We start from the raw sequence: 21,470 nt of genomic DNA on the forward strand, positions 1-21,470 counted from the left end.
GCTAATAACTGCGTTAAAGATTTAGAAGGTAAAGCAACTAGCTTGCTGCAATCTTTGCCTTGTTCTAAGCGATTTTTTCTGCGTAATCTCTGAACATAGAATCAATGGCACTGGTATACGTCCTTGCTACTGTTCAGAGAATCTTTAATTATTAGAATAAGTTAAGCGAATAAAAAAGCCCCAGATGGGGCTTTTGTGGTTTAGATTAGATTTTAGTGGTCAACAGCGCCGCCAGCACCTGCTGGTACACGTACGTGTTCAACCAGATCTTTAACTTCTTGTGGAGTTTCAGCTGTTACTTTCGATACAGCGAACGCTACTAGGAAGTTAAATACCGCACCAATTGCACCAAATGCGTTTGGTTCGATGCCTAGGAACCAGTTGCTACCCCAGCTTTCTAGGTATTTCCAGTCAGCGACAAATAGGATGCCTTTGTGCTGGAATACGTAGAATAGAGTGATACTGATACCCGCAACCATACCTGCGATTGCACCTTCTTTGTTGATACCTTTGCTGAAGATACCCATCATCAGTGCAGGGAAGATGGACGATGCGGCCAGACCGAAGGCCAGTGCTACCGTACCTGCTGCAAAGCCTGGCGGGTTGAGGCCCAGATAACCAGCCACTGCAATCGCCACCGCCATGGAGATTCGACTGGCGAGCAGTTCTTTCTTCTCAGATATATTCGGATTTATAACGCCTTTGATTAAGTCATGTGATATCGCGGAGGATATCGCCAGCAATAGACCTGCTGCGGTTGAAAGTGCCGCTGCCAGACCACCTGCTGCCACTAGAGCGATTACCCAGTTTGGTAGCTTCGCAATCTCAGGGTTAGCCAGTACCATGATGTCACGGTCAACTTTTAGCTCATTCGTTGCTGCGCTAGAAGTGTATTGGATGTTGCCATCGCCGTTCTTATCTTCGAAACCAAGTAGACCTGTTTTCTCCCAGTTCTTGAACCAGTCTGGACGCTCATCATAAGCAAGATGCTGACCTGGAGCTGGGTTAACAGTATCCATTAGGTTTAGACGAGCCATTGCAGATACTGCTGGAGCAGTAGTGTATAGGATAGCGATGAATACTAGAGCCCAACCTGCTGATGTACGTGCGTCACGAACCTTAGGTACAGTGAAGAAACGGATGATTACGTGTGGTAGACCTGCAGTACCGATCATTAGTGACATAGTGTAAACGAACATGTTCAGTGTATCGCCACGGACTTGCGTGGTGTATTCACTAAATCCGAGTTCGGTCACCACCTGGTCGAGCCTGTCGAGCAGATACACATCGGTGCCTTGGATAGTACTACCCAGACCAATCTGAGGTAGAGGGTTACCAGTTAACTGCAGAGAGATAAAGATTGCTGGAATAGTGTAAGCTAAAATGAGTACGCAATATTGAGCAATCTGCGTGTAAGTAATCCCTTTCATGCCGCCCATTACTGCGTACATGAATACGATACACATACCAATCAGAAGACCAGTAGAGTAATCAACTTCTAGGAAACGACCGAACGCAACACCAACACCTTTCATCTGACCGATAACGTAAGTTACCGACGCGATGATAAGACAAACAACCGCCACGATACGTGCCGCGTTTGAGTAGAAACGCTCACCTACGAACTCTGGTACAGTAAACTTGCCGAACTTACGTAGGTAAGGTGCAAGTAGAAGTGCTAGAAGTACGTAACCGCCTGTCCAACCCATTAGGAATACGGAACCGCCGTAACCCATAAAGGCGATCAGACCAGCCATAGAGATAAATGATGCTGCTGACATCCAGTCCGCTGCTGTTGCCATGCCGTTAGCGATTGGGTTTACACCACCGCCTGCAACATAGAACTCTTTAGTTGATCCAGCACGTGCCCAAATCGCAATACCGATGTAAAGGATAAAGGTCGCACCAACAACGAGGTAAGTGATAGTTTTCAAATCCATCTGAGTTACTCCTTACTCATCTACGCCGAATTCACGGTCAATTTGGCGCATTTTCCACGCGTAGTAGAAAATAATACCTAGGAAGGTATAGATGGACCCTTGCTGTGCGAACCAGAAGCCCAGCTTGTAACCACCTAGTTGAAATTGATTAAGTACGTCGACAAATAAGATGCCGCAGCCAAAAGAAACGACAAACCAAACCACCATTAGGTTGATCATCAGTTTTACGTTCTTATCCCAATAGGCTTTGGCTTTATCTTGACTTTCAAACGCCATTGCCGCCTCCTTACGATTGGTTTTGTTGTTAAGAAAATGTTTCAATATCTACACTAGCAAGGGTGGGGCAAGAACTCTTTTCAACTTTAGTCGGGGCATGAAAAACAAAAAGCGCCTAAAAATAAGGCGCTTAAAGGAATTAGTGATAATTATGTGATGTTAACGTTGTGTTAAATTAGCCTAAAGTCTAACGTTTTCGACTCAGACCAGGCGAATTTTTCTAGCCAAGATAGAAATCTTTGATCCCCATCAGCAGATTATTGACTGCTACAGCCGCCAGAATCAGCCCCATTACTCGACTGATGATGGCAGCACCAACGTTACCAATCCATTTTTGAATATGTGTCGCGCCTAGCAACAGCAGCAGAGTGATAACCAGTACAGCGACCATCACTGCGGCGGTAATACTCTGATCAACAACGGCATAGCGGTGATTATCTGTCAGCATGACGATTGCCATCATTGCCCCTGGCGAGGCGATGGAAGGAATAGCCAGTGGATAGACGGCCAGATCGGCTAAGTCGGAGTGGCTCACTTCTTCAGATAACTTGGTTTCTTGCTCTGGTTTGGATTCACCGAAAATCATGGTTAAGGCAAACAGCAGTAGTACCAGTCCGCCAGCCGCTTGAAATGCCGGTAGGGGGATCTGCATAGCTTCGAGTAACAATTGACCTGCTACGAGGAAGAAGAGTAAGACGCCGGTTGCGATAGCAACCGCTTTAAGTGCGACCAGACGACGCTGCTTTGCGGTTAGGTGCTGAGTTTGAGAGAGATAAACTGGCACCGAACCGATTGGATCAATGACCGCCCATAGGACGACAAATTGGGTGATTAAAATGCTTAGCAAGAGAAGTACTCCCAGAGTTAGTGAACAGAGGGGTAAATCAGATTGTTGCCTGATAAAAGCATTTTAGCAAAAAATCGGTGCCGTTAGTGTTATGTAAGTGTGAATTAAGCTTCTGATTCTAGCTGTTGGAGCAAAATAACTGCTTGAGTTCTATTTTTTACACCTAACTTTCTGAAGATCGCGGTCATATGAGCTTTTATTGTTGCTTCTGAAACATTTAATTCATAAGCAATCTGCTTATTTAGCAAACCATCAGATAACATTCCAAGAACCTTGTACTGTTGAGGTGTCAAAGTGGCAATTTTCTCAGCTAAATCATTACAGGCAGCATTGTTAGTGATAGAGCCTTCTGGGAAGAACGGTTCGCCATTAAGCACTTGGTTTAAAGCGCTCACCAATTCACGCATGTCGCTCGATTTAGGAATGAAACCAAATGCACCATGACTCTTCACTTGGGTCACGACTGCAGGTTCTTCACTGGCTGAGACAACCACAATTGGTAAATCAGGGTATTCTGCACGCAGCTGGATCAGACCAGACATGCCGTTAGCTCCGGGCATTTTTAGATCGAGAAGTAGTAAGTCTGGCTCATCCCCTTTCGCCAGTAACGAAAGAAGAGCATCAAGTGAATCTGCTTCAAGCAAATTCGCACCACTGACCGCCATATGCACAGATTGAAACAGGGCATTGCGAAACAGCGGGTGATCATCAGCGATGATTATGGTGTAGGTCGAATCCATGACGTTAACTACTTATGACTGTTTGGTTAATAGAATTATTAACATCTTTGCATGTGTGGACAATATTTATGCGCTAAAAGTCTGAAGTGTATCGGGTTTTATTAGCGATATTGCATATAGATGCGATGTAAGAAGTGCTAAGTGGCACGTTTAACTATGCCCCTGGTAAAACCAGAGGCACTAAGATGAGCTTAAAGCTGGTGGTTGTTCAGATGGCTGAGAAAGGTCTCTGCATCCATAAATCCGGTGATGCGAGCGTTTGAAACAGACTCTCCATTGGCATCCCAGAACTCAATGGTTGGCAGACCTAAAACGTTCATCTCTTTTAGCAACTCGATGTCCTGAGGCTGATTACGTGTTACGTCAGCCTGCAGCAGGACAAAGTTTTTCAGTCGTGATTCGACGTCCTGCTGGTGGAAGGTGTACTTCTCAAACTCTTTACAAGCCACACACCAGTCAGCATAGAAGTCGAGCATTACAGGTTTGCCAGCTTGTTTTGCCAGAGCGAGTTGTTGCTCCAGTTGGGTAACATTCTCGATACGGATAAATTCGATCTGACTCTGTTTCTGCTCACTGGCACTATTACCGAAGTAGTAATTAAGCGCGGGCTGAGCTGAAGCGAATAAGCCGAGTACCGCAACGATGCCAACTACACTCTGTTTCCAGCCGCCGAAAGGCAGTGAGTTCTTGACGTGGTATAGCCAGCCAAATGCTGCCAGACCAAGTGCTGACCATAAGCCCGTAGCCCATACTTCAGGTAAGATTCGTTCAAGCAGGAAGATAGGTGCGGCAAGTAAAACAAAACCAAACAGGGTCTTCACACGATCCATCCAGTTGCCCGCTTTTGGCAGCAATTTGTTGCCAAATACCGCCACTAACATCAGTGGAATACCCATACCGAGTGCCAGCGCATAAAGTGCAACGCCGCCAGTCACTAAGTCGCCACTTTGCGCTACATACAACAGGGCACCTGAAAGCGGGGCCGTGGTACATGGAGAGCAAACCAGACCAGAAATTGCGCCCATTGCAAACACGCCTAACGAGCTGCCACCTTGTTGTTTATTGCTAAGGTTGTTAAGCCAGGTTTGAACTGAGCTAGGTAGCTGCAGGCTGTATAAGCCGAACATCGAAAGTGCAAGAGCGACGAAGAGGACACTCAGACCAATTAAAACATAAGGGTGCTGCATTGCCGCCTGAAACTGCATCCCTGCTGAGGCTACGACCAGTCCGAGTAGGGTGTAGGTCAGTGCCATGCCCTGAACATAGATAAATGCCAGACCAAGTGCTCGACTATGACTAAGTTTGCCACTACCTAAAACGATACTGGTCAGAATCGGGTACATAGGCAGAACACAAGGGGTGAAGGCTAAGCCAACACCCAAAGCTAGAAAGAGAACAGGTGTCCACCAGTTGTCGCTCAGGCTTGCTGCTAAGTTTGATTCGCTAGAGACTGGCTTGACTGCCGTTGTTGAAGCGGTCGCTTGCTCAACTGGTGTGGTGGTTGCTGTCTGTTGCGGGATAACTGCGGCACTGTCCTGGAAGTCAAAACTTGTCAGGTCAATAACACGGGTTTCAGGTGGATAACAAAACCCAGCTTTGGCACAACCCTGATACTGAACGATAAGGCGCGCGCCATTTTGGTAATTGGCCAGCGGAACTTCGACAAACAGTGGAGTGGTATAGATATTTACTTCGCCAAAGAACTCATCTTTATGGGGTTCACCATCGCGCATCTCAATATCGCCCAGAGTGACATTTTCGCCACTGACTGAAATACGATGTTGGTACAGGTAGTAGTCGTCTTTGACTTGCCAGTCGAGGAAAACGCGATCGCCCTGCTGATAAGAATTGAAAGGAAAGGCTTGGTCGACAGGGACAAAAGTATTGTTGTTCTGGCCAAAACTTGGGGCAGAGTTTGAATTACCAAACAACGCCATCGCTGGCATTGAAATAACAGAAAACAACAAGACGAAAAGAGATAAGACGACGCGCATAAAACAGCCACAAAGTTAAATTTGATTCATTTTAACTCAATCAGACACGAGAAAGCGCGAATAAGTTTCAACTGGATGGAATTATTGCCGATATTCTTGAACCAGTCTCCACACCCCAAAGCAGATAGTTCGGGGTGTGGGGTAAGAAAGAGGTTTATGAAACGCCTAAACGAGCGCGGACAACTTGCTCGCAGGCATCAATATGGTCGGTATCTTTAGGAATAACCAGCACAGTATCATTGCCACCTACGGTTCCGAGAATCTCGGTGTGCGGATCAATATCAACTAGGCGAGCCACAAGTTGTGCACTCCCCGGGTGGGTCTTAACCACGACCATAGATTGGTTGTGAGTAATGAACTCTATCTGTGAAGAAATTGACGATTCAACACGCACTGGTGCGGTTTCTACCGTTATGCAGTAAACCTTTTTACCGCAAGCGTTCTGGACTTTCACGACGCCTAATTGCGAAAGCAGTCGTGACACAGTTGACTGGCTGATACCCTCAAAACCAATTCTAACTAATGCTTCTCGCAGTTCATTTTGGGTACTAAAGCTCTGCTGCTGAAGAAGGCGTTTACAGGCGGCAGTCAGAGTCTTATCTTCGCTGTAATCAACTGTGGCCGAGGTTAGAGTTTCACTCATGGGAACTCCTCAAAAAAACATGACGTAGGGATACGATTCGTCCATGCGGCTACCAGCACATAACTCCATATAAGTGCTGTCTATTCGTGAGCAATCACTTCTTTGGTGATTTCATTTTTAGTCTATGGAATAGATTAACACCAAATTTTGTGTGGCATTGTGAAAGAGATCGCCAAACAAACAACTGGTCTTTTGGCTGTTTTATTGTGTGAAATTCTGTTGAAGTGTGGATATTTATTCCGCATAGGGAATAAATATCCAGCAATGATTTTGAGAAAAATCGATAGGGTGCGAGGTGACTAATTTAGCGAGCTTCGGTCATGATTTCGCGAGAGAATACTTTTTCACAGTAGTGACATTTTAGCTGTACGCTTTCCTGTTTTTGCTGCACTTTAAAGTGACTTTCCACTGGCTCACCGTGTGAAATACAGTTGCTGTTCGGACACTCGAAGACACTCTCAATGCTTTCTGGCAGGGTAAGGTTAAGCTTGCTAACGACCTTATACTCTTCAATCTGATTCACTGTCGCTTTTGGTGCGTACAGTGCCAGTTGGCTAGCCTGCTCTTTGGTCAGATAGATGTTCTCAATCTTGATCAGATCTTTTGAGCCGAGAGCCGAGGAAGGTAGGTTCAGACCAATTGTGATGCGCTGATTAGCTTTGTGCATTTTGAAAAGCTTTAGGATCTTAATACCGATATGCGCAGGAATATGGTCAATAACAGAGCCGTTGCGAATCGCTTCTACCTGAAGTTGAGTTTCTTTCACCATGATGTCTCTCCTGCTTATTAAATGTTTTCGTTAAGAACTAGGGCTAATAGGGCTTCGCGAGCGTAAACACCGTTTTCTGCCTGCTCGAAGTAGTAAGCGTGTTTGGTCTTATCTACATCAGTCGTGATTTCATCCACACGTGGAAGCGGGTGCAGAACCTTCAAGTTATCACGCGCTTCTTTGAGTGTTTCCGCCGTCAGAATAAATGCTGACTTAATATGAGCATATTCAGACTCATCAAAACGCTCTTTCTGTACGCGAGTCATATAGAGGACGTCTAGTTCTGGAACAACCTCTTCGATATTGGTGTGAGTGCTGAACTTAATTCCCGCTTCTTCGAGTTCTTCACAGATGTAATCTGGCATTGCGAGCGCGTCAGGTGCAATGAAGAAGAAACGTACGTTATCGAACTTGGCGAGTGCTTGAGTCAGAGAGTGGACAGTGCGGCCATATTTAAGGTCACCAACGAATGCCACATTAAGATTATCTAACGTCCCCTGCGTCTCATGAATCGAGAACAGATCGAGCAGCGTCTGAGTCGGGTGCTGGTTAGCACCGTCACCACCATTGACAATTGGTACACCGTTAGAGAATTCAGATGCGAGGCGCGCAGCACCTTCTTGAGGGTGACGCATGACAAAGGCATCAACGTAAGACGAGATTACCTGCACTGAGTCAGCCAGAGTTTCGCCTTTTTTAGCCAGTGAAGTGTTACCACCATTATCAAAGCCAATCACTGTGCCACCTAAACGTTGCACGGCTGTTTCGAATGAAAGACGTGTTCGGGTTGAAGGTTCAAAGAAGCAGCTAGCAACAACCTTGTTCTTCAGTAACTCTGGGTTAGGCTCAGCTTTCAGTCTTGTCGCAGTATCGACAATCAGCTCTAACTCTTCGCGGCTGAGTTCTGGGATGGAGATGATGTGCTTGTTAAATAACGAATGCGCCATAGCAGTTTTCCTCGTCTCGAATCAGGATTACAGACAAAAAAAAGACCCCCTAAAAATAGGAGGCTTCAAAATAGAATTAATGGAGAAAAAGAAACAGACAACATCCCCGATTCTGGGCGTGCTTTGTAACAGCGCTGGGTGGATGTTAGCCGAGTCATTTTTGTTCTCCTTAGACAAATTGCGGAGGATTATACGTACAAAAAAACGCCTTGCAAGCGTTTGCGAAAACTATCCAGAAATTGGATTTTTATGCGAAGTTCGCATATTTTCGCTATGTTTTCTCACCCTTTGTGAGATCTTGCTTGAAGGCGCCTTGTTGGCAATTTTGTATCAAACTGTGTGAAAAAAAATGCGGGCTTTATTCAGGGGGGGATTTCAGGCTCCTTCCCGAATGCCACCCGCATTCCCCTGCAGAATACTCTTCACATTTGCAACTGTAGCGACGTTAACGTCTATCTGGTTATTTCGCTACAGCAGCAATTATTTTGAGTATTAGCAGCAACAATGGTGATTAGTCACCTAGTGTCGCTACCATTACAGCCTTGATAGTGTGCATACGGTTTTCAGCTTCATCGAATACGATAGAGTGTTTAGACTCAACCACTTCGTCAGTAACTTCTACGCCGTCTTTTAGCTGAGGGTATTCCGCTGCAAGCTGTTTACCTACTGTGGTATCTTCACCGTGGAATGCTGGCAGACAGTGCATGAATTTCACATGTGGGTTACCTGTTGCTTTTAGCATCTCCATATTGACCTGGTAAGGCATCATTAGGTTGATACGTTCAGCCCATGCTTCTTTAGCTTCACCCATAGATACCCAAACGTCAGTGTATAGGTAGTCACAACCTTGTACGCCTTCTTGAACGTCTTCAGTCATAGTGATTTTCGCGCCAGTTTCTTCAGCGATCTCGCGACATTGAGCAACGAGTTCTTCTTCTGGCCAGAATGCTTTTGGAGCGACCAGGCGGATGTCCATGCCCATTTTAGCTGCGCCAACCATTAGTGAGTTACCCATGTTGTTGCGTGCATCACCAAGGTAAGCAAACTTCATTTCGTGTAGTTGCTTGCCGCGACCGTGTTCCATCATAGTCAGGAAGTCTGCCAGAATTTGAGTTGGGTGGAATTCGTCAGTCAGACCGTTCCATACCGGTACACCAGCGTAAGCGCCTAGCTCTTCAACGATTTCTTGACCAAAGCCGCGGTACTCAATGCCGTCATACATGCGGCCAAGAACGCGAGCAGTATCTTTCATAGATTCTTTATGACCGATTTGAGAACCAGATGGGCCTAAGTAAGAAACTTGAGCGCCTTGGTCAAATGCTGCAACTTCAAATGCACAACGAGTACGAGTAGACGTTTTCTCGAAGATTAGAGCAATATTTTTGCCTTTTAGGCGAGGTTGCTCATAGCCGTTGTATTTCGCTTTTTTAAGCTCCGCAGAAAGGTCCAGTAGGTGTTGGATTTCACGTGGAGTAAAGTCTAATAGTTTTAGGAAGTTACGGTTGCGTAGGTTGAAAGCCATGATGTTTTCCTTCTTATTAGTGGGCGCTTTCTGGTTGCAGGGTAAGGGGTAGAAAGCGCAGTAATAAATTGATTGTTCGTTTTAGTTTTGTCGCCGCTGGAGGAGCAGAAGCCTCTTTAATTCAACGAGATATAAGGCTTCTGATCTTTCCAAACTTCCGACAGTAATTAACCTTTAGTGATATTGGTGCCCGCAGTACCTTGTAGGATGCGTAGGCCATCTTCTAGAGAGCCGATACCAACCACTTTTCCGCCTTGTTTGATGAACTCACATGACGCTTCGATTTTTGGACCCATAGAGCCAGCATCAAATTGATATTTAGCCAGTTCGCTCGGGTTAGTGCTGCGTAATGCATGTTGAGTTGGTTTGCCCCAATCAAGGTAAACAGCATCAGCGTCAGTCAGGATAAGCAGTGCATCTGCATCTAGCTGTTTAGCCAGGAATGCAGCAGACATGTCTTTATCGATTACCGCTTCAACACCAACCAGCTTGCCGTTTTCACGCTTAACCGGAATACCACCGCCGCCAGTACAGATAACCAGATGGCCTTCGTCGATAAGCTTAGTGATCGCTTCGTGTTCGATGATGCCAGTAGGCTGAGGGCTAGGAACTACGCGACGGAAGTGTTGGCCATCAGGTTTGATTGTCCAGCGGTACTTCTCAGCCAGTTCACGTGCTTCAGCTTCTTCGTAAATAGGACCGATAGGCTTAGTCGGGTCTGCAAATGCCGGGTCATTCGGGTCAACCGTCATTTGCGTTAACATGCAAGTTGCGTTGATGTTTGGCATCTGGTTTTTGAACTCTTGCATCAGCATGTAGCCGATCATGCCTTGAGTCTCACTGCCTAATACATCAAGTGGGTAAGGAGAAACCTTTTTGTATTCCAGACCTTGTAGAGCCAGTAAACCAACTTGTGGGCCATTACCATGCACAAGTACTACGTTGTACTCTTGAGCAATCTGAGAAATGGTCTTAACCGCGATTTCAATGTTCTGGCGCTGAACTTCTGCTTCTAACGGCTCACCGCGACGAAGTAGGGCGTTGCCGCCTAGTGCTACAACTACTGTTTGTTTAGTCATTGCTTTAATCTCTCTGCAGGGGCAGGAGCGATTGGGCTCCTGCCGACACGTTATTTACTTAGATACCATCACGCTCGATTGGGCAGCTCATGCAGCGAGCACCGCCACGGCCACGACCTAGCTCATCACCTGGGATAGGTAGAACAGTGATGCCTGCTTTGTCGTATTTCTCGTTGGTGTAAGTGTTGCCTTCGTAGCCGATAACTACGCCAGGTTTCACGGTTAGAACGTTGTTCGCATCGTTCCACTGTTCACGCTCTGCGTGGAAGTTGTCGCCACCTGTTGTGATTAGGTTTAGCTTGTCTACGCCAAGTGCTTTCTCGATAGCAGTAACGAAGTAGCCTTCCTCTTTCACGTTTACGGCACCAGACTCATCGCCAGTTAGGCTCCAGCACTTAACATCTTTACGCACAACTTCTGGGTAAACAGAGAAGGTGTCTTCGTTCATGTGCGTCATTACTGTATCTAGGTGCATGCAAGAGCGGTGTTTAGGTAGCTCCATTGCAATGATTTGCTTCGCTTGACCGTGTTTGAACAGGCCAGATGCTAAGTGTTCAACACCCTGCGCTGTTGTACGTTCAGACATACCGATAAGAACTGTGCCACGGCCGATAACCAATACGTCGCCGCCTTCGATTGTTGAGTTGTCGTAGTTGATGTTCTCGTCGTCACCGAAGTACTTAATGAAGTCCTGACCAGCGAATGTTGGGTGCCAGCGGTAGATAGCACGAACATGGTTGGTTTCACGTTGACGAGCCGGTTTCGCCATAGGGTTGATAGACACACCGCCGTAAACCCAGCAAGAGGTATCGCGAGTGAATAGGTGGTTTGGTAGTGGTTCAATGATGAAATCCGTTGGAGCGTGTAAGCCTTGCATCATTGAAGAAGATTTCATTGGCATTTCTGCGTAAGAAAGACCACCAGTTAAGATCTTAGCCAGTTCTAGGTTTGGTAGGTCACCAAGGTAGCAGCGAACGTCGTTAGCGAATGTTTTACCTAGACGGTAATCAGAAACCTGACGGTTTAGTAGCCAGTCTTTTGCTTCTGGAACCGCTAATGTGTCAGCCAACAGATCGGTAAGAAGAAGAACTTCAACACCCTGGTCACGTAAAGTTTGAGTGAATACGTCGTGCTCTTTACCAGCACGTTCAACTGCCAATACGTCATCGAATAGCAGGTCGTGACAGTTAGAAGGCGTCAGGTGAGTTAGAGCTCGTCTTGGGCGATGAACAAGAACGCGACGTAATTGACCGATTTCAGAACCTACGTATAACTTACTCATGATCGTATCTCTCTTATTTTATAATTAGTCTTTATTTAAAAACTAATAATTAATTTGTAGGGAATAAAGGTGTGAATTTATTTATTCACTTATTTTGTTTCTGGAATTCATATTACGCCTGTTGGCACAGGTTTCTTAGAGGTCAATCACAGAACGTTTTTTATGCTCCAACCCTTGTTATATAAGGCTTTTAACAATATCTATGCAGTTGTTATTGAGCTGTAACACCCCTAAAAAGCCGTTTGGTACGGAACTTTATGCAGTGAATTATTCAAGATGCTAGATAAACATTAATTATTAGGAAGAATATGCATTAAAAATATGTTGAGTATTATCTGAATAAGTTTGAAATATGCACTAAATCTTCCTAGATAAGTGATTTTAGGGAGTGAATTAATCGTTTTATAACAAAATATTTGATGATAAATGTAACCTCGATCACATTAAGGTTTGATTTATTATTTGGTGGCTTTGATAAAGCGGATAAATATAATTTATTAAGTTTGATAGATTTTTTAATTACAAGAAAGCTGAGCGGACTGCGCCCGATGGAGAGCTAGAACGCTACGCTTCGAGAGTTGAGAACGGACTTCGTCCTGCGAGAATTTAGAACGGGCTACGTCCTTCGAGAGGTGGGGTGGGTAGTGAATTGATAGAACCTTTAGTGTTAAAGACGTTGACAGAGCTTGCCCCTGCGAAGAGACAATATTCTCGCCTCTTAAAACCAGAAAAACCGCCCGAAGGCGGCTTTGGTGGGCTCACTACCTTGTGAGCCAGAGTTAGGAAAGAATCCTATTAGATTAGAGCACCGACACTTAGAACTACGATGCAGAACAGCGTTAGGATAGCGAGTAGTGGAGCAACCCATTTAACCCAACGAACATATGGAACACGAGCGATAGCTAAGCCACCCATAACGACAGCAGAGGTCGGGGTAATAAGGTTAACCAAGCCTGATGCTGATTGGTATGCAGTGATAACCAGGTCTCGACCAACGCCAGCAAAGTCTGCTAGTGGCGCCATAATTGGCATTGTTAGTACCGCCAGACCAGAAGTAGAAGGTACAAGGAATGACAGTAGGATTTCGAGGAAGAACATCACGTTAATGAAGACGACTGATGATAGGCCAGTTACCATCTGCTCTGCAGAGAACAGGATAGTATCGGTAATCATACCTCGGTCCATTACTACCACGATACCGCGGGCAATACCTATGATTAGAGCAACACCGAGTAGGTCACGAGCACCATCAATAAAGCTGTTAGTGAAGTCCTCTTCGCTCATACGAGCCACCAAGCCTACCAGGATTGTAGCAGCAAGGAACATTGCAGAGATTTCTGCCATCCACCAACCGGCAACTGATACGCCGTAGATCATCACACCGAATGAACCACCGAAGATAGTCAGAATCACCTTACGAGTTGTTGTGAACTCCAGACCTTCGTCTGATTGGTTGCCAAGGAAGTGTGCTTTGTTCTCTTCGTATTTGTCGTAAACGATAGACTTAGTCTGATCTTCACGAACCATGCGAGCATAGCGCATCACGTAAGCAACACAGATACCGTAGCCAACAACCAGCATAAAGGCACGTAGCATGATGCCGTCAGTGAAAGGAATACCTGAAGCGTTTGCTGCGATAACGGTCGCAAACGGGTTGATTGTAGAGCCTAGTACACCGATACCTGCACCTAGCAGTACTGTCGCTGCTGCAACCAGAGGGTCAAAACGTGCAGCCATCATGACAGGAACAAGTAGGGTGTAAAACGGTAGTGATTCCTCAGCCATGCCGTAGACAGTACCACCTGCAGCGAACAGCGCCATCAGGATAGGTATCATCATCTCTTCTCGCCCTTGTAGACGATGAGTAACACGCTCGATACCTGCATCAATCGCGCCCGTCTTAGTTACAAGACCCAGGAAACCACCGATGATTAGAATAAACAGCGAAACGTCGATAGCCGCTGCTTCGTAGCTGTTGTGGTCGTAGAAACCATCGATAGGTGCAAGCAGTACATCGATAACACCTTGAGGGTTTCCTTCAACCGCCTGATAGGTGCCTGTTACTGGGACTTCACGACCCAGATCTTCGTTCATTGCTCGGTCGTATTGGCCTGCTGGAACGATCCAGGTCAGCATAGCGACCAGCGCGATTAAGACAAAAAGAATGGTGTATGCAGAAGGGAATTTAAAGTTGGCAAAGAAGCCGCCTTTTTTTTCTTCAGTCGGTACAGTTTGGGTTGTCATGGCTATCTCCTTACTTTTATTTATATACCAATAAATAAAAGTGAATCAGCGACTAATTGTTATTAATAATTAAATAACTTATTGGTAGGGTAAGTTATTGGTATTCGACTTAATGATTAGGACGTTATATTTACTGCCCTTTGGCATTATTTTATAAGCAATAACGTGGAATTAACCTTGGTGATCTTCACAAAAACATTCAGATAAAAGCAGCTTGGATTTAGAGCTAGATTTTACTCGGGTTATTTGTTTGAAATAGGCGGATTAATATTCTTATGTGCTTGACTGGAACTAGGGTGGAACAAGCACTTATTGGCTGTTTTTGATTTGACGGGAATTTTATTCAAACGTTGGGATTAAAATGCATAAAGAGTTTTCGAACACTTTATTGATTAAAGTCAAAAATAAAATGTGATCTGAATTTTTTACACTAAACAAAATAAAAAAGGGAGCCGAAGCTCCCTTTCTAACATGGGTATTTATTAGATGAATAAACCGCCAAACGTAAAGCCAAGTGCAACCGCTGAAGCAATAGTGACCACACCAGGGATGAAGAACGGGTGGTTAAACACATACTTACCAATGCGCGTTGAGCCCGTATCGTCCATCTCTACAGCTGCAAGCAGAGTAGGGTAAGTAGGCAGAACGAACAATGCACTTACTGCAGCAAACGAAGCCACTGCCGTTAGTGGAGCAACACCAATAGCCAGTGCCGCAGGCATTAGAGCTACGGTAGTTGCACCTTGTGAGTACAGCAGCATTGAAGCAAAGAACAGTACCATTGCTAGCATCCAAGGGTAGTCAGCCAGAAGCTCACCAGCCACTTCTTTGATGCCATCAACGTGTGCGTTTACAAATGTAGAACCAAGCCATGCTACACCAAGAACACACACACAAGCTGTCATACCAGAGCGGAATGTTGCAGCCGATGGGATTTTAGAGGCATCAATCTTAGTGATCAGTACGATTGCAGCAGCAGCGGCAAGCATCACAGTCATGATCGCTTCGTTACGGCCAAGGGCTGGATCTTTGATTAGGCCTACTGAACCTGAGATAGCGGCTGCGTAGCAGACAACAAAGCCGATTGCAGCAAGGAAGATGTAAGTCGCCGTCTTAGCTGTTGGCAGGATTTCGCGTTTAGTTTCTGTCGCTAGCTTAATCAGACCTTTTTCAAGACGTTCCTGATAGATAGGATCATCTTTAAGCTCACTTCCCATGAAGTTAGCCACAAAAGCACCAATCATACAGGCAATAAATGTCGTTGGAATACATACCGCTAACAGTGTCAGGTAGTCAACGCCCATTGGCGCCAGCATTGCTGCGAAAGCAACGACTGCAGCAGAAATTGGCGATGCAGTGATCGCGATCTGAGAAGCAACAACAGCAATCGATAGTGGACGAGAAGGACGAACGCCCTGACCTTTAGCGACTTCAGCAATGACAGGCAGTGTTGAGAACGCAGTATGTCCTGTACCTGCCATTAGCGTCATGACGAAAGTTACAATTGGCGCATAAAAGGTGATGCGCTCAGGGTGTTTACGCAAAAAGTTTTCTGCCACTTGCACTAGCCAGTCCATACCACCGGCAACCTGCATTGCTGCGATAGCTGTGATTACAGACATGATGATGAGAATAACGTCGACCGGGATAAAGGCTTGGCTAGTAGGTACGCCAAGAACCAGAGACAGCGCGATCACGCCCGCACCACCTGCTAAACCAATTCCGATACCGCCGATTCTTGCCCCTAAATAGATAAAGAGCAGGACGACAAATAGTTCGACTGCCACCATATTGATACCTCATAAATGTAAATGATAATTCTGATTATCTAACGACTCAGTGTCTAAGTGGTTAGATAATAGGAATTGAAAAAACCTTGCTTAAAGTATGGTTAACCGTATGAGAGCCTAAAAAAGGGCTCCTTGGGAGCCCTTTTTCGCTGCGATTACTCGTAGCGTTTCGCTTTATACGTTGGGTGCATAAAGTTTTCAACAGAAAGAATATCGTCTAACTCTTCTTCAGTTAGCAGACCACGTTCCAGGACAACCTCACGAACACTCTTACCTGTTTCTGCACAGATCTTACCGACGATATCGCCTTCATGGTGACCGATGTATGGGTTTAGGTAAGTAACGATACCGATTGAGTTGTAAACGTAGTTCTCACAAACTTCTTTGTTCACCGTGATGCCATCAATACACTTATCGCGTAGGTTGACACATGCGTTGTGAAGCAGAGAAATTGACTCAAACACGCTCTGTGCGATTACTGGTTCCATAACGTTTAGCTGTAGCTGACCGCCTTCTGCCGCGAAAGAAACCGTGTTGTCGTTACCCAGAACTTTAAAGCAAACTTGGTTTACTACTTCAGGGATTACAGGGTTTACCTTAGCAGGCATGATAGAAGAGCCTGCTTGCATTTCTGGAAGGTTCAGCTCGTTTAGACCAGCGCGTGGGCCAGAAGAAAGTAGACGCAGGTCGTTACAGATCTTCGATAGCTTCACAGCTAAACGCTTAAGCGCACCGTGGGTCATTACGTAAGCACCACAGTCTGAAGTCGCTTCGATTAGGTCTTCAGCAGGAACTACTTCCAGACCAGTTACTTCAGCCAGGTGTTTAACTGCCAGAGCCTGGTAACCTGTAGGAGCATTCAGACCAGTACCGATAGCCGTTGCACCAAGGTTGATCTCTAGTAGTAGTTTAGAGGTGTAGTCTAGCGCACGAATTTCTTCGTTTAGCGTCACTGCCCATGCGTGGAACTCTTGACCTACGGTCATAGGAACTGCGTCCTGAAGCTGAGTACGACCCATCTTCAATACGTCTTTGAATTCTTGTGCTTTTAGCTCGAATGCACCTTTTAGGTACTCGATCGCTTCCATCAGTTGATGAACACTGTTGTATACCGCAATACGGAAACCTGTTGGGTACGCACAGTTAGTCGACTGACTCTTGTTCACGTGATCGTTAGGGTTGATGAACTCATATTGGCCTTTTTCCTTGCCCATAAGTTCAAGTGCAACGTTAGCGATAACTTCGTTAGTGTTCATGTTCACTGACGTGCCTGCACCGCCCTGGAATACGTCTGAAGGGAACTGATCCATGCACTTACCTGTTTCAAGGATCAAATCACACGCTTCTAGAATGTAGTTAGCAACGTCTTTAGGAATTGCGCCAAGCTCTTTGTTAGCAAGCGCTGCAGCTTTCTTCGTCATGACCATACCGCGAACAAATTCAGGTACATCTGAGATCGTAGTATTAGAAATGTTGAAGTTTTCGATTGCGCGAAGAGTGTGGATACCGTAGTAAGCGTCAGCAGGTACGTGACGTTCACCTAGTAGGTCTTCTTCGATACGAGTAGCTGGATTAGCCTTTTGAGGGGCATCAGTTAGGGTAGCCATACAGGATCCTTAGAGATTTATTCTGATAATGAAGTTTAATTCTAGCCATTCTGTAGTTAAGGAATCCATTCGGCAGAATTTTTGGCTGTATAATCCGTCCTGACTTATGTGGCACATAATACTGTACCTAGCATTTAAAAATAGTAACTTGATCACCTTTTTTGCTTTTGTTTAGTTAAAGTTTTGCAAGATATGAACAGGGTATTAATAACCCTTTAGTAGTAGGGGTTTATTGAGTGTTTTATCACATCCTTGTCACGTTTTTTTACTGCTTTGATTTGAGCTCGTTCAGCAGAGCACGTACACTGAAGCCAACAAAGGAGGGCTCGTGTTTCCTATCTTATTATTGCTGTTTATCTTCGTTCCTATTATTGAAATAGGCCTGTTTATTCAGGTTGGTGGCTATCTGGGTTTGTGGCCAACAATCGCATTAGTGTTAATCACCGCTTTTGTCGGTGCTTCTTTGGTACGTAGTCAGGGAATTCAGACATTAATGTCTGTACAAGGGCGCCTTCAGCAGGGTGAATTACCAGCTCAGCAAATCTTCGAAGGTGTGATGTTGGCTGTAGCAGGTGTGCTGTTGCTAACTCCAGGCTTTATGACAGATGCGTTGGGTATGCTGGTTCTGCTACCAGCACCTAGAGCGGTTATCGCCAAGTACCTAATGAGCAAAATGGTAGTCAAGTCTGTAGGTGGTGGATTCCACGGCAGCTTCCATGGCGACCAGTTTGGCCATAACCCATTTGACCATGGTCGTTCTCACTATGATGACCCGAAGCAGGGCTCGACGTTTGAGGGTGAGTATGAACGTAAAGACGACGATGAGCACAACAGACTGAAATAGTCGGGATGAATGTTAATAAAGGCGCTGAAATAGCGCCTTTTTTTATGCCTGCTACCAGTGACATAAATTAGAGTAAATATGCTATTAATTAGCAAAAGCTTAAGTAATTCAGCCTTCTAGTCTCAAAAATGAAACTTCTGTTATCCCGTTTTGTTGAAAATTTGATAGTGCTTCAATTATTCATCATGTGTATGAGATCGAAATCTCACTGTCACTGAATGTAATTTTTTGTTTCATAAAAAACGTCAACACTGGACATGATTTATTAATAAGTAATCACACAAATAGTGATTTGGAACACGCTTTCTAGTTGTTGTTCGACATTGGAAGCGATGCATGGTGGATAACATGAAACAAAAATTTACTCCAACGCTACTCGCAGCAGTGGTAGCAGGTGCTCTCTCGTCTCCAGCAATGGCAGACGTAATTATTTCTCAGTATGTAGAAGGTGGTAGCAACAACAAGGCGATTGAAATTGCTAACACTGGTGATAGCGCCGTTTCTCTAGATGGCTACGAGCTGGCGAAAAAGACGAATGGTAAAGGCGACTGGAATAGCCATCTATCTCTTAGTGGTCAGGTACTAGCAGCTGAAAGTGTGCTGGTCGTAGCGAACTCTCAAGCTAGTCAAGATATTAAAGATATCGCTGATATCTTAAACGGTTCTGTACTTACCTTTAACGGTGATGATCCTGTTGCATTGCTAAAAGACGGCGTTGAACACGATGTTCTGGGTGTAATGAATGACGTTGATTTTGCTAAAGACGTAACATTAGTTCGTAATTCGGATGCGATGACGCCATCTTCTACTTATGACGCTTCTCAATGGTCATCACTACCGAAAGACAGTATTGAAGGCCTTGGCGTTCTGGATGGTGGTACAGCACCTGAGCCGTTTGCCTGTACTCAGGATGGAGCGCAGCCAACCTTTACTTCTATTCAGGAGATTCAAGGTGAAGGTGATACCTCTCCATTTATTAACGGTTACCCATACATCACTGACGAAGAGTTCTTTGTTAAAGGTGTTGTAAGTGCAGTAACAACAGGTCTGACAAAAGGCTTCTACCTACAAGCGCTAACGGACGACTACAACCCGGAAACATCAGAAGGTCTGTTTGTACACACTAACCAGTCTAGTTCTGACCTGAAGGCTGGCGATGTTGTTTGTGTCAAAGGTAAGGTACAAGAGTACTACAACCATACGCAGCTAAAAGCTGAAAACAACAACTGGGTGAAGCAGGGTGAGCAAGCAGCACCAAGTGCAACTGATATCGAAATTTTATCGACTGACGCAAACTTTGACCGCACTCTAGAGCGTTACGAAGGCATGTTAGTTAGAACGACTGAAGCATTGGATATGCGTGTAACTCGTACGTTCGGCTATGATTACGCCGCTCGCCGAAACAACATGGTACTTGCTCAGGGCCGTATCAGCATGCAGCCAAACCAGAACTTCGCAGCAGGTTCTGAAGAAGCTAAACAGCAAAGTATCGAAAACGCAGAGCGTCGCCTGTACGTAGAGTCAGATGCGAAAGCAGCGAACGGTGAAGTCCCGTACTACCCAGACTTTGGTCGTACAGATGTAGATCAAGATGGTTCGACAGAAGATTACATCCGTATCGACGATACGATTGTTGGTCTTGAGGGTGTAATTACCTACAGCTACGGTGACTACCGTCTGATTCCAACCAATACCCTAACCAGCGAAAACTTTATTCGTAACGACCCTCGTACTGATGATATCGAGATGAAAGAGGGTGACTTACGTATCGCTACATTTAATGTATTGAACTACTTCAACTCGCCATTTGGTGGCGATGCGAATCCGCATGGTGATAACCGTGGTGCGAATAGTTACGAAGAGTTTGAAGTACAGCAAGCGAAGATCGTTAACGCAATTCTACGTCTGGATGCTGACATCATTGGCCTGATGGAAATTGAAAACAACGGCTTTGGTGATAGTGGTGCAATTCGTCAGCTGGTTGACCAACTAAACTCGCGTATTGAGAAGAAGAAAGACCGTTACGATATCGTTGCGATCGACTCTAATGGCGACAAAGTGACAGACGAGAACGACTACATCGGTACTGACGTCATTACAACAGGCGTAATTTACCGTCCGAAAGTAGTTAAGCTAAAAGAGTCTCGCGTTATCCCTATGCCAAGTCAGCAAGCTCCTGAAGTATTGGATGACAACGGTAAAGTGATTGAAGATGGTAAGAACTACCAACGTGACTCACTAGCGCCAACCTTTAAAGTTAAAGGTACTAAAGAGAAGATCACTGTGGCAATCAACCACCTTAAATCGAAAGGTTCTAAGTGTTGGGAAGATGCAGCACCTGTAGAGCAGGGTGGTCAAGGTGGTCAGGATCTCGATAAGCAGGGTTCTTGTGAGAACTTCCGTGTGGCAGCAGCGGTTGCTCTGGGCGATGCTCTGAATGAAATCGACGGTCACAAAGTGATTCTTGGTGATTTGAACGCTTATGGTATGGAAGATCCACTGCTAGTGCTGACAGATTACAGTGAAGAGAAATACGGTAAGACGATCAAAGCTGCACGTAATACCTACATCGATGGTCAGGTTCAGTTCGGTGACGAAGGTGCGGTAATCACAGACAGCTACGGCTACATCAATGCAGTAGCGAAAGCGCATCCAAACAGCTGGAGCTACTCATACAATGATGAAGTGGGCGCTCTCGATCACCTGCTAATGAGCCCAAGCCTAGAGAAGCACTTTGTTGATGCAACTGACTGGCATATCAATGGTGGTGAGTCGAAGCTGTTTGACTACAACGAAGAGTACAAGGGTGACCTACCTAAGTACAACGACCACTTCCGTTCTTCTGACCACGATCCAGCGGTTCTGGAACTAAACATGGCAGGTTCATTTGGCTTTGGTGCCATGATGTCACTGTTTGGTCTGGCTCTATGGCGTCGTCGTAAGTAG

The 21,470-nt window shown here is 45.4% G+C and carries 16 protein-coding genes; 2 read left to right on the forward strand and 14 right to left on the reverse strand.

Annotated elements, in window-relative coordinates; genetic code table 11:
• Nucleotides 1–212: 212 nt before the first annotated feature.
• The 14 genes from RH46_RS05190 to aspA all read right to left on the reverse strand — a co-directional run bounded on the left by RH46_RS05190 (nt 213) and on the right by aspA (nt 17,680).
• Nucleotides 213–1,940 (reverse strand): sodium:solute symporter family protein, encoded by a 1,728-nt coding sequence (locus tag RH46_RS05190; RefSeq protein ID WP_006878347.1) that lies wholly within the window; start codon nt 1,938–1,940, stop codon nt 213–215.
• A gap of 12 nt (nt 1,941–1,952) precedes the next feature.
• Nucleotides 1,953–2,216 (reverse strand): DUF4212 domain-containing protein, encoded by a 264-nt coding sequence (locus tag RH46_RS05195; RefSeq protein WP_005470918.1) that lies wholly within the window; start codon nt 2,214–2,216, stop codon nt 1,953–1,955.
• Nucleotides 2,217–2,436: 220 nt separating this feature from the next.
• Nucleotides 2,437–3,063 (reverse strand): MarC family protein, encoded by a 627-nt coding sequence (locus RH46_RS05200; RefSeq protein WP_006878348.1) that lies wholly within the window; start codon nt 3,061–3,063, stop codon nt 2,437–2,439.
• A gap of 104 nt (nt 3,064–3,167) precedes the next feature.
• A complete protein-coding gene (locus RH46_RS05205) occupies nt 3,168–3,803 on the reverse strand; it encodes a response regulator transcription factor (RefSeq protein ID WP_006878349.1) in 636 nt (211 codons plus the stop codon).
• 191 nt (nt 3,804–3,994) lie between these two features.
• A complete protein-coding gene (locus tag RH46_RS05210; RefSeq protein ID WP_006878350.1) occupies nt 3,995–5,797 on the reverse strand; it encodes a protein-disulfide reductase DsbD in 1,803 nt (600 codons plus the stop codon).
• Nucleotides 5,798–5,951: 154 nt separating this feature from the next.
• Nucleotides 5,952–6,440, reverse strand: coding sequence for an arginine repressor (locus tag RH46_RS05215; protein WP_006878351.1), 489 nt, complete (start codon nt 6,438–6,440; stop codon nt 5,952–5,954).
• Between the two features lie 304 nt (nt 6,441–6,744).
• Nucleotides 6,745–7,209, reverse strand: a complete 465-nt coding sequence (gene pyrI, locus RH46_RS05220; protein WP_006878352.1) for an aspartate carbamoyltransferase regulatory subunit — start codon at nt 7,207–7,209, stop codon at nt 6,745–6,747.
• Between the two features lie 17 nt (nt 7,210–7,226).
• Entirely contained in the window at nt 7,227–8,156 is a 930-nt protein-coding gene (gene pyrB / locus RH46_RS05225) for an aspartate carbamoyltransferase (RefSeq protein WP_006878353.1), read from the reverse strand.
• 511 nt (nt 8,157–8,667) lie between these two features.
• On the reverse strand, nt 8,668–9,678 hold the full coding sequence (locus tag RH46_RS05235; RefSeq protein ID WP_006878356.1) for an ornithine carbamoyltransferase: 1,011 nt from the start codon (nt 9,676–9,678) through the stop codon (nt 8,668–8,670).
• 167 nt (nt 9,679–9,845) lie between these two features.
• Nucleotides 9,846–10,757 (reverse strand): carbamate kinase, encoded by a 912-nt coding sequence (arcC, locus tag RH46_RS05240; RefSeq protein WP_006878357.1) that lies wholly within the window; start codon nt 10,755–10,757, stop codon nt 9,846–9,848.
• A 58-nt stretch (nt 10,758–10,815) separates the two neighbouring features.
• A complete protein-coding gene (gene arcA, locus RH46_RS05245) occupies nt 10,816–12,039 on the reverse strand; it encodes an arginine deiminase (protein ID WP_006878358.1) in 1,224 nt (407 codons plus the stop codon).
• A gap of 795 nt (nt 12,040–12,834) precedes the next feature.
• Nucleotides 12,835–14,283: a YfcC family protein gene (locus tag RH46_RS05250; RefSeq protein WP_006878359.1), complete on the reverse strand. Its 1,449-nt coding sequence runs from the start codon at nt 14,281–14,283 to the stop codon at nt 12,835–12,837.
• 482 nt (nt 14,284–14,765) lie between these two features.
• The gene (locus RH46_RS05255; protein WP_006878360.1) at nt 14,766–16,073 is read right to left on the reverse strand and encodes an anaerobic C4-dicarboxylate transporter; all 1,308 of its coding nucleotides are present in this window, start codon (nt 16,071–16,073) and stop codon (nt 14,766–14,768) included.
• Between the two features lie 155 nt (nt 16,074–16,228).
• On the reverse strand, nt 16,229–17,680 hold the full coding sequence (gene aspA, locus RH46_RS05260) for an aspartate ammonia-lyase (RefSeq protein WP_006878361.1): 1,452 nt from the start codon (nt 17,678–17,680) through the stop codon (nt 16,229–16,231).
• Between the two features lie 328 nt (nt 17,681–18,008).
• Between aspA and RH46_RS05265 the strand changes: the two genes are divergently transcribed.
• On the forward strand, nt 18,009–18,524 hold the full coding sequence (locus tag RH46_RS05265) for an FxsA family protein (protein WP_006878362.1): 516 nt from the start codon (nt 18,009–18,011) through the stop codon (nt 18,522–18,524).
• A 348-nt stretch (nt 18,525–18,872) separates the two neighbouring features.
• Nucleotides 18,873–21,470, forward strand: coding sequence for an ExeM/NucH family extracellular endonuclease (locus RH46_RS05270; RefSeq protein WP_040895268.1), 2,598 nt, complete (start codon nt 18,873–18,875; stop codon nt 21,468–21,470).

This window comes from Vibrio brasiliensis LMG 20546 (assembly GCF_000189255.1).
GTDB classification, from domain to species: domain Bacteria; phylum Pseudomonadota; class Gammaproteobacteria; order Enterobacterales; family Vibrionaceae; genus Vibrio; species Vibrio brasiliensis.

What these genes read in the sequence shown, in the direction of transcription:
- RH46_RS05190 (WP_006878347.1), bottom strand. Translation starts at nt 1,940, where the DNA reads ATGGATTTGAAAACTATCACTTACCTCGTTGTTGGTGCGACCTTTATC.
- RH46_RS05195 (WP_005470918.1), bottom strand. Translation starts at nt 2,216, where the DNA reads ATGGCGTTTGAAAGTCAAGATAAAGCCAAAGCCTATTGGGATAAGAAC.
- RH46_RS05205 (WP_006878349.1), bottom strand. Translation starts at nt 3,803, where the DNA reads ATGGATTCGACCTACACCATAATCATCGCTGATGATCACCCGCTGTTT.
- RH46_RS05210 (WP_006878350.1), bottom strand. Translation starts at nt 5,797, where the DNA reads ATGCGCGTCGTCTTATCTCTTTTCGTCTTGTTGTTTTCTGTTATTTCA.
- RH46_RS05215 (WP_006878351.1), bottom strand. Translation starts at nt 6,440, where the DNA reads ATGAGTGAAACTCTAACCTCGGCCACAGTTGATTACAGCGAAGATAAG.
- pyrI (WP_006878352.1), bottom strand. Translation starts at nt 7,209, where the DNA reads ATGGTGAAAGAAACTCAACTTCAGGTAGAAGCGATTCGCAACGGCTCT.
- pyrB (WP_006878353.1), bottom strand. Translation starts at nt 8,156, where the DNA reads ATGGCGCATTCGTTATTTAACAAGCACATCATCTCCATCCCAGAACTC.
- RH46_RS05235 (WP_006878356.1), bottom strand. Translation starts at nt 9,678, where the DNA reads ATGGCTTTCAACCTACGCAACCGTAACTTCCTAAAACTATTAGACTTT.
- arcC (WP_006878357.1), bottom strand. Translation starts at nt 10,757, where the DNA reads ATGACTAAACAAACAGTAGTTGTAGCACTAGGCGGCAACGCCCTACTT.
- arcA (WP_006878358.1), bottom strand. Translation starts at nt 12,039, where the DNA reads ATGAGTAAGTTATACGTAGGTTCTGAAATCGGTCAATTACGTCGCGTT.
- RH46_RS05250 (WP_006878359.1), bottom strand. Translation starts at nt 14,283, where the DNA reads ATGACAACCCAAACTGTACCGACTGAAGAAAAAAAAGGCGGCTTCTTT.
- RH46_RS05255 (WP_006878360.1), bottom strand. Translation starts at nt 16,073, where the DNA reads ATGGTGGCAGTCGAACTATTTGTCGTCCTGCTCTTTATCTATTTAGGG.
- aspA (WP_006878361.1), bottom strand. Translation starts at nt 17,680, where the DNA reads ATGGCTACCCTAACTGATGCCCCTCAAAAGGCTAATCCAGCTACTCGT.
- RH46_RS05270 (WP_040895268.1), top strand. Translation starts at nt 18,873, where the DNA reads ATGAAACAAAAATTTACTCCAACGCTACTCGCAGCAGTGGTAGCAGGT.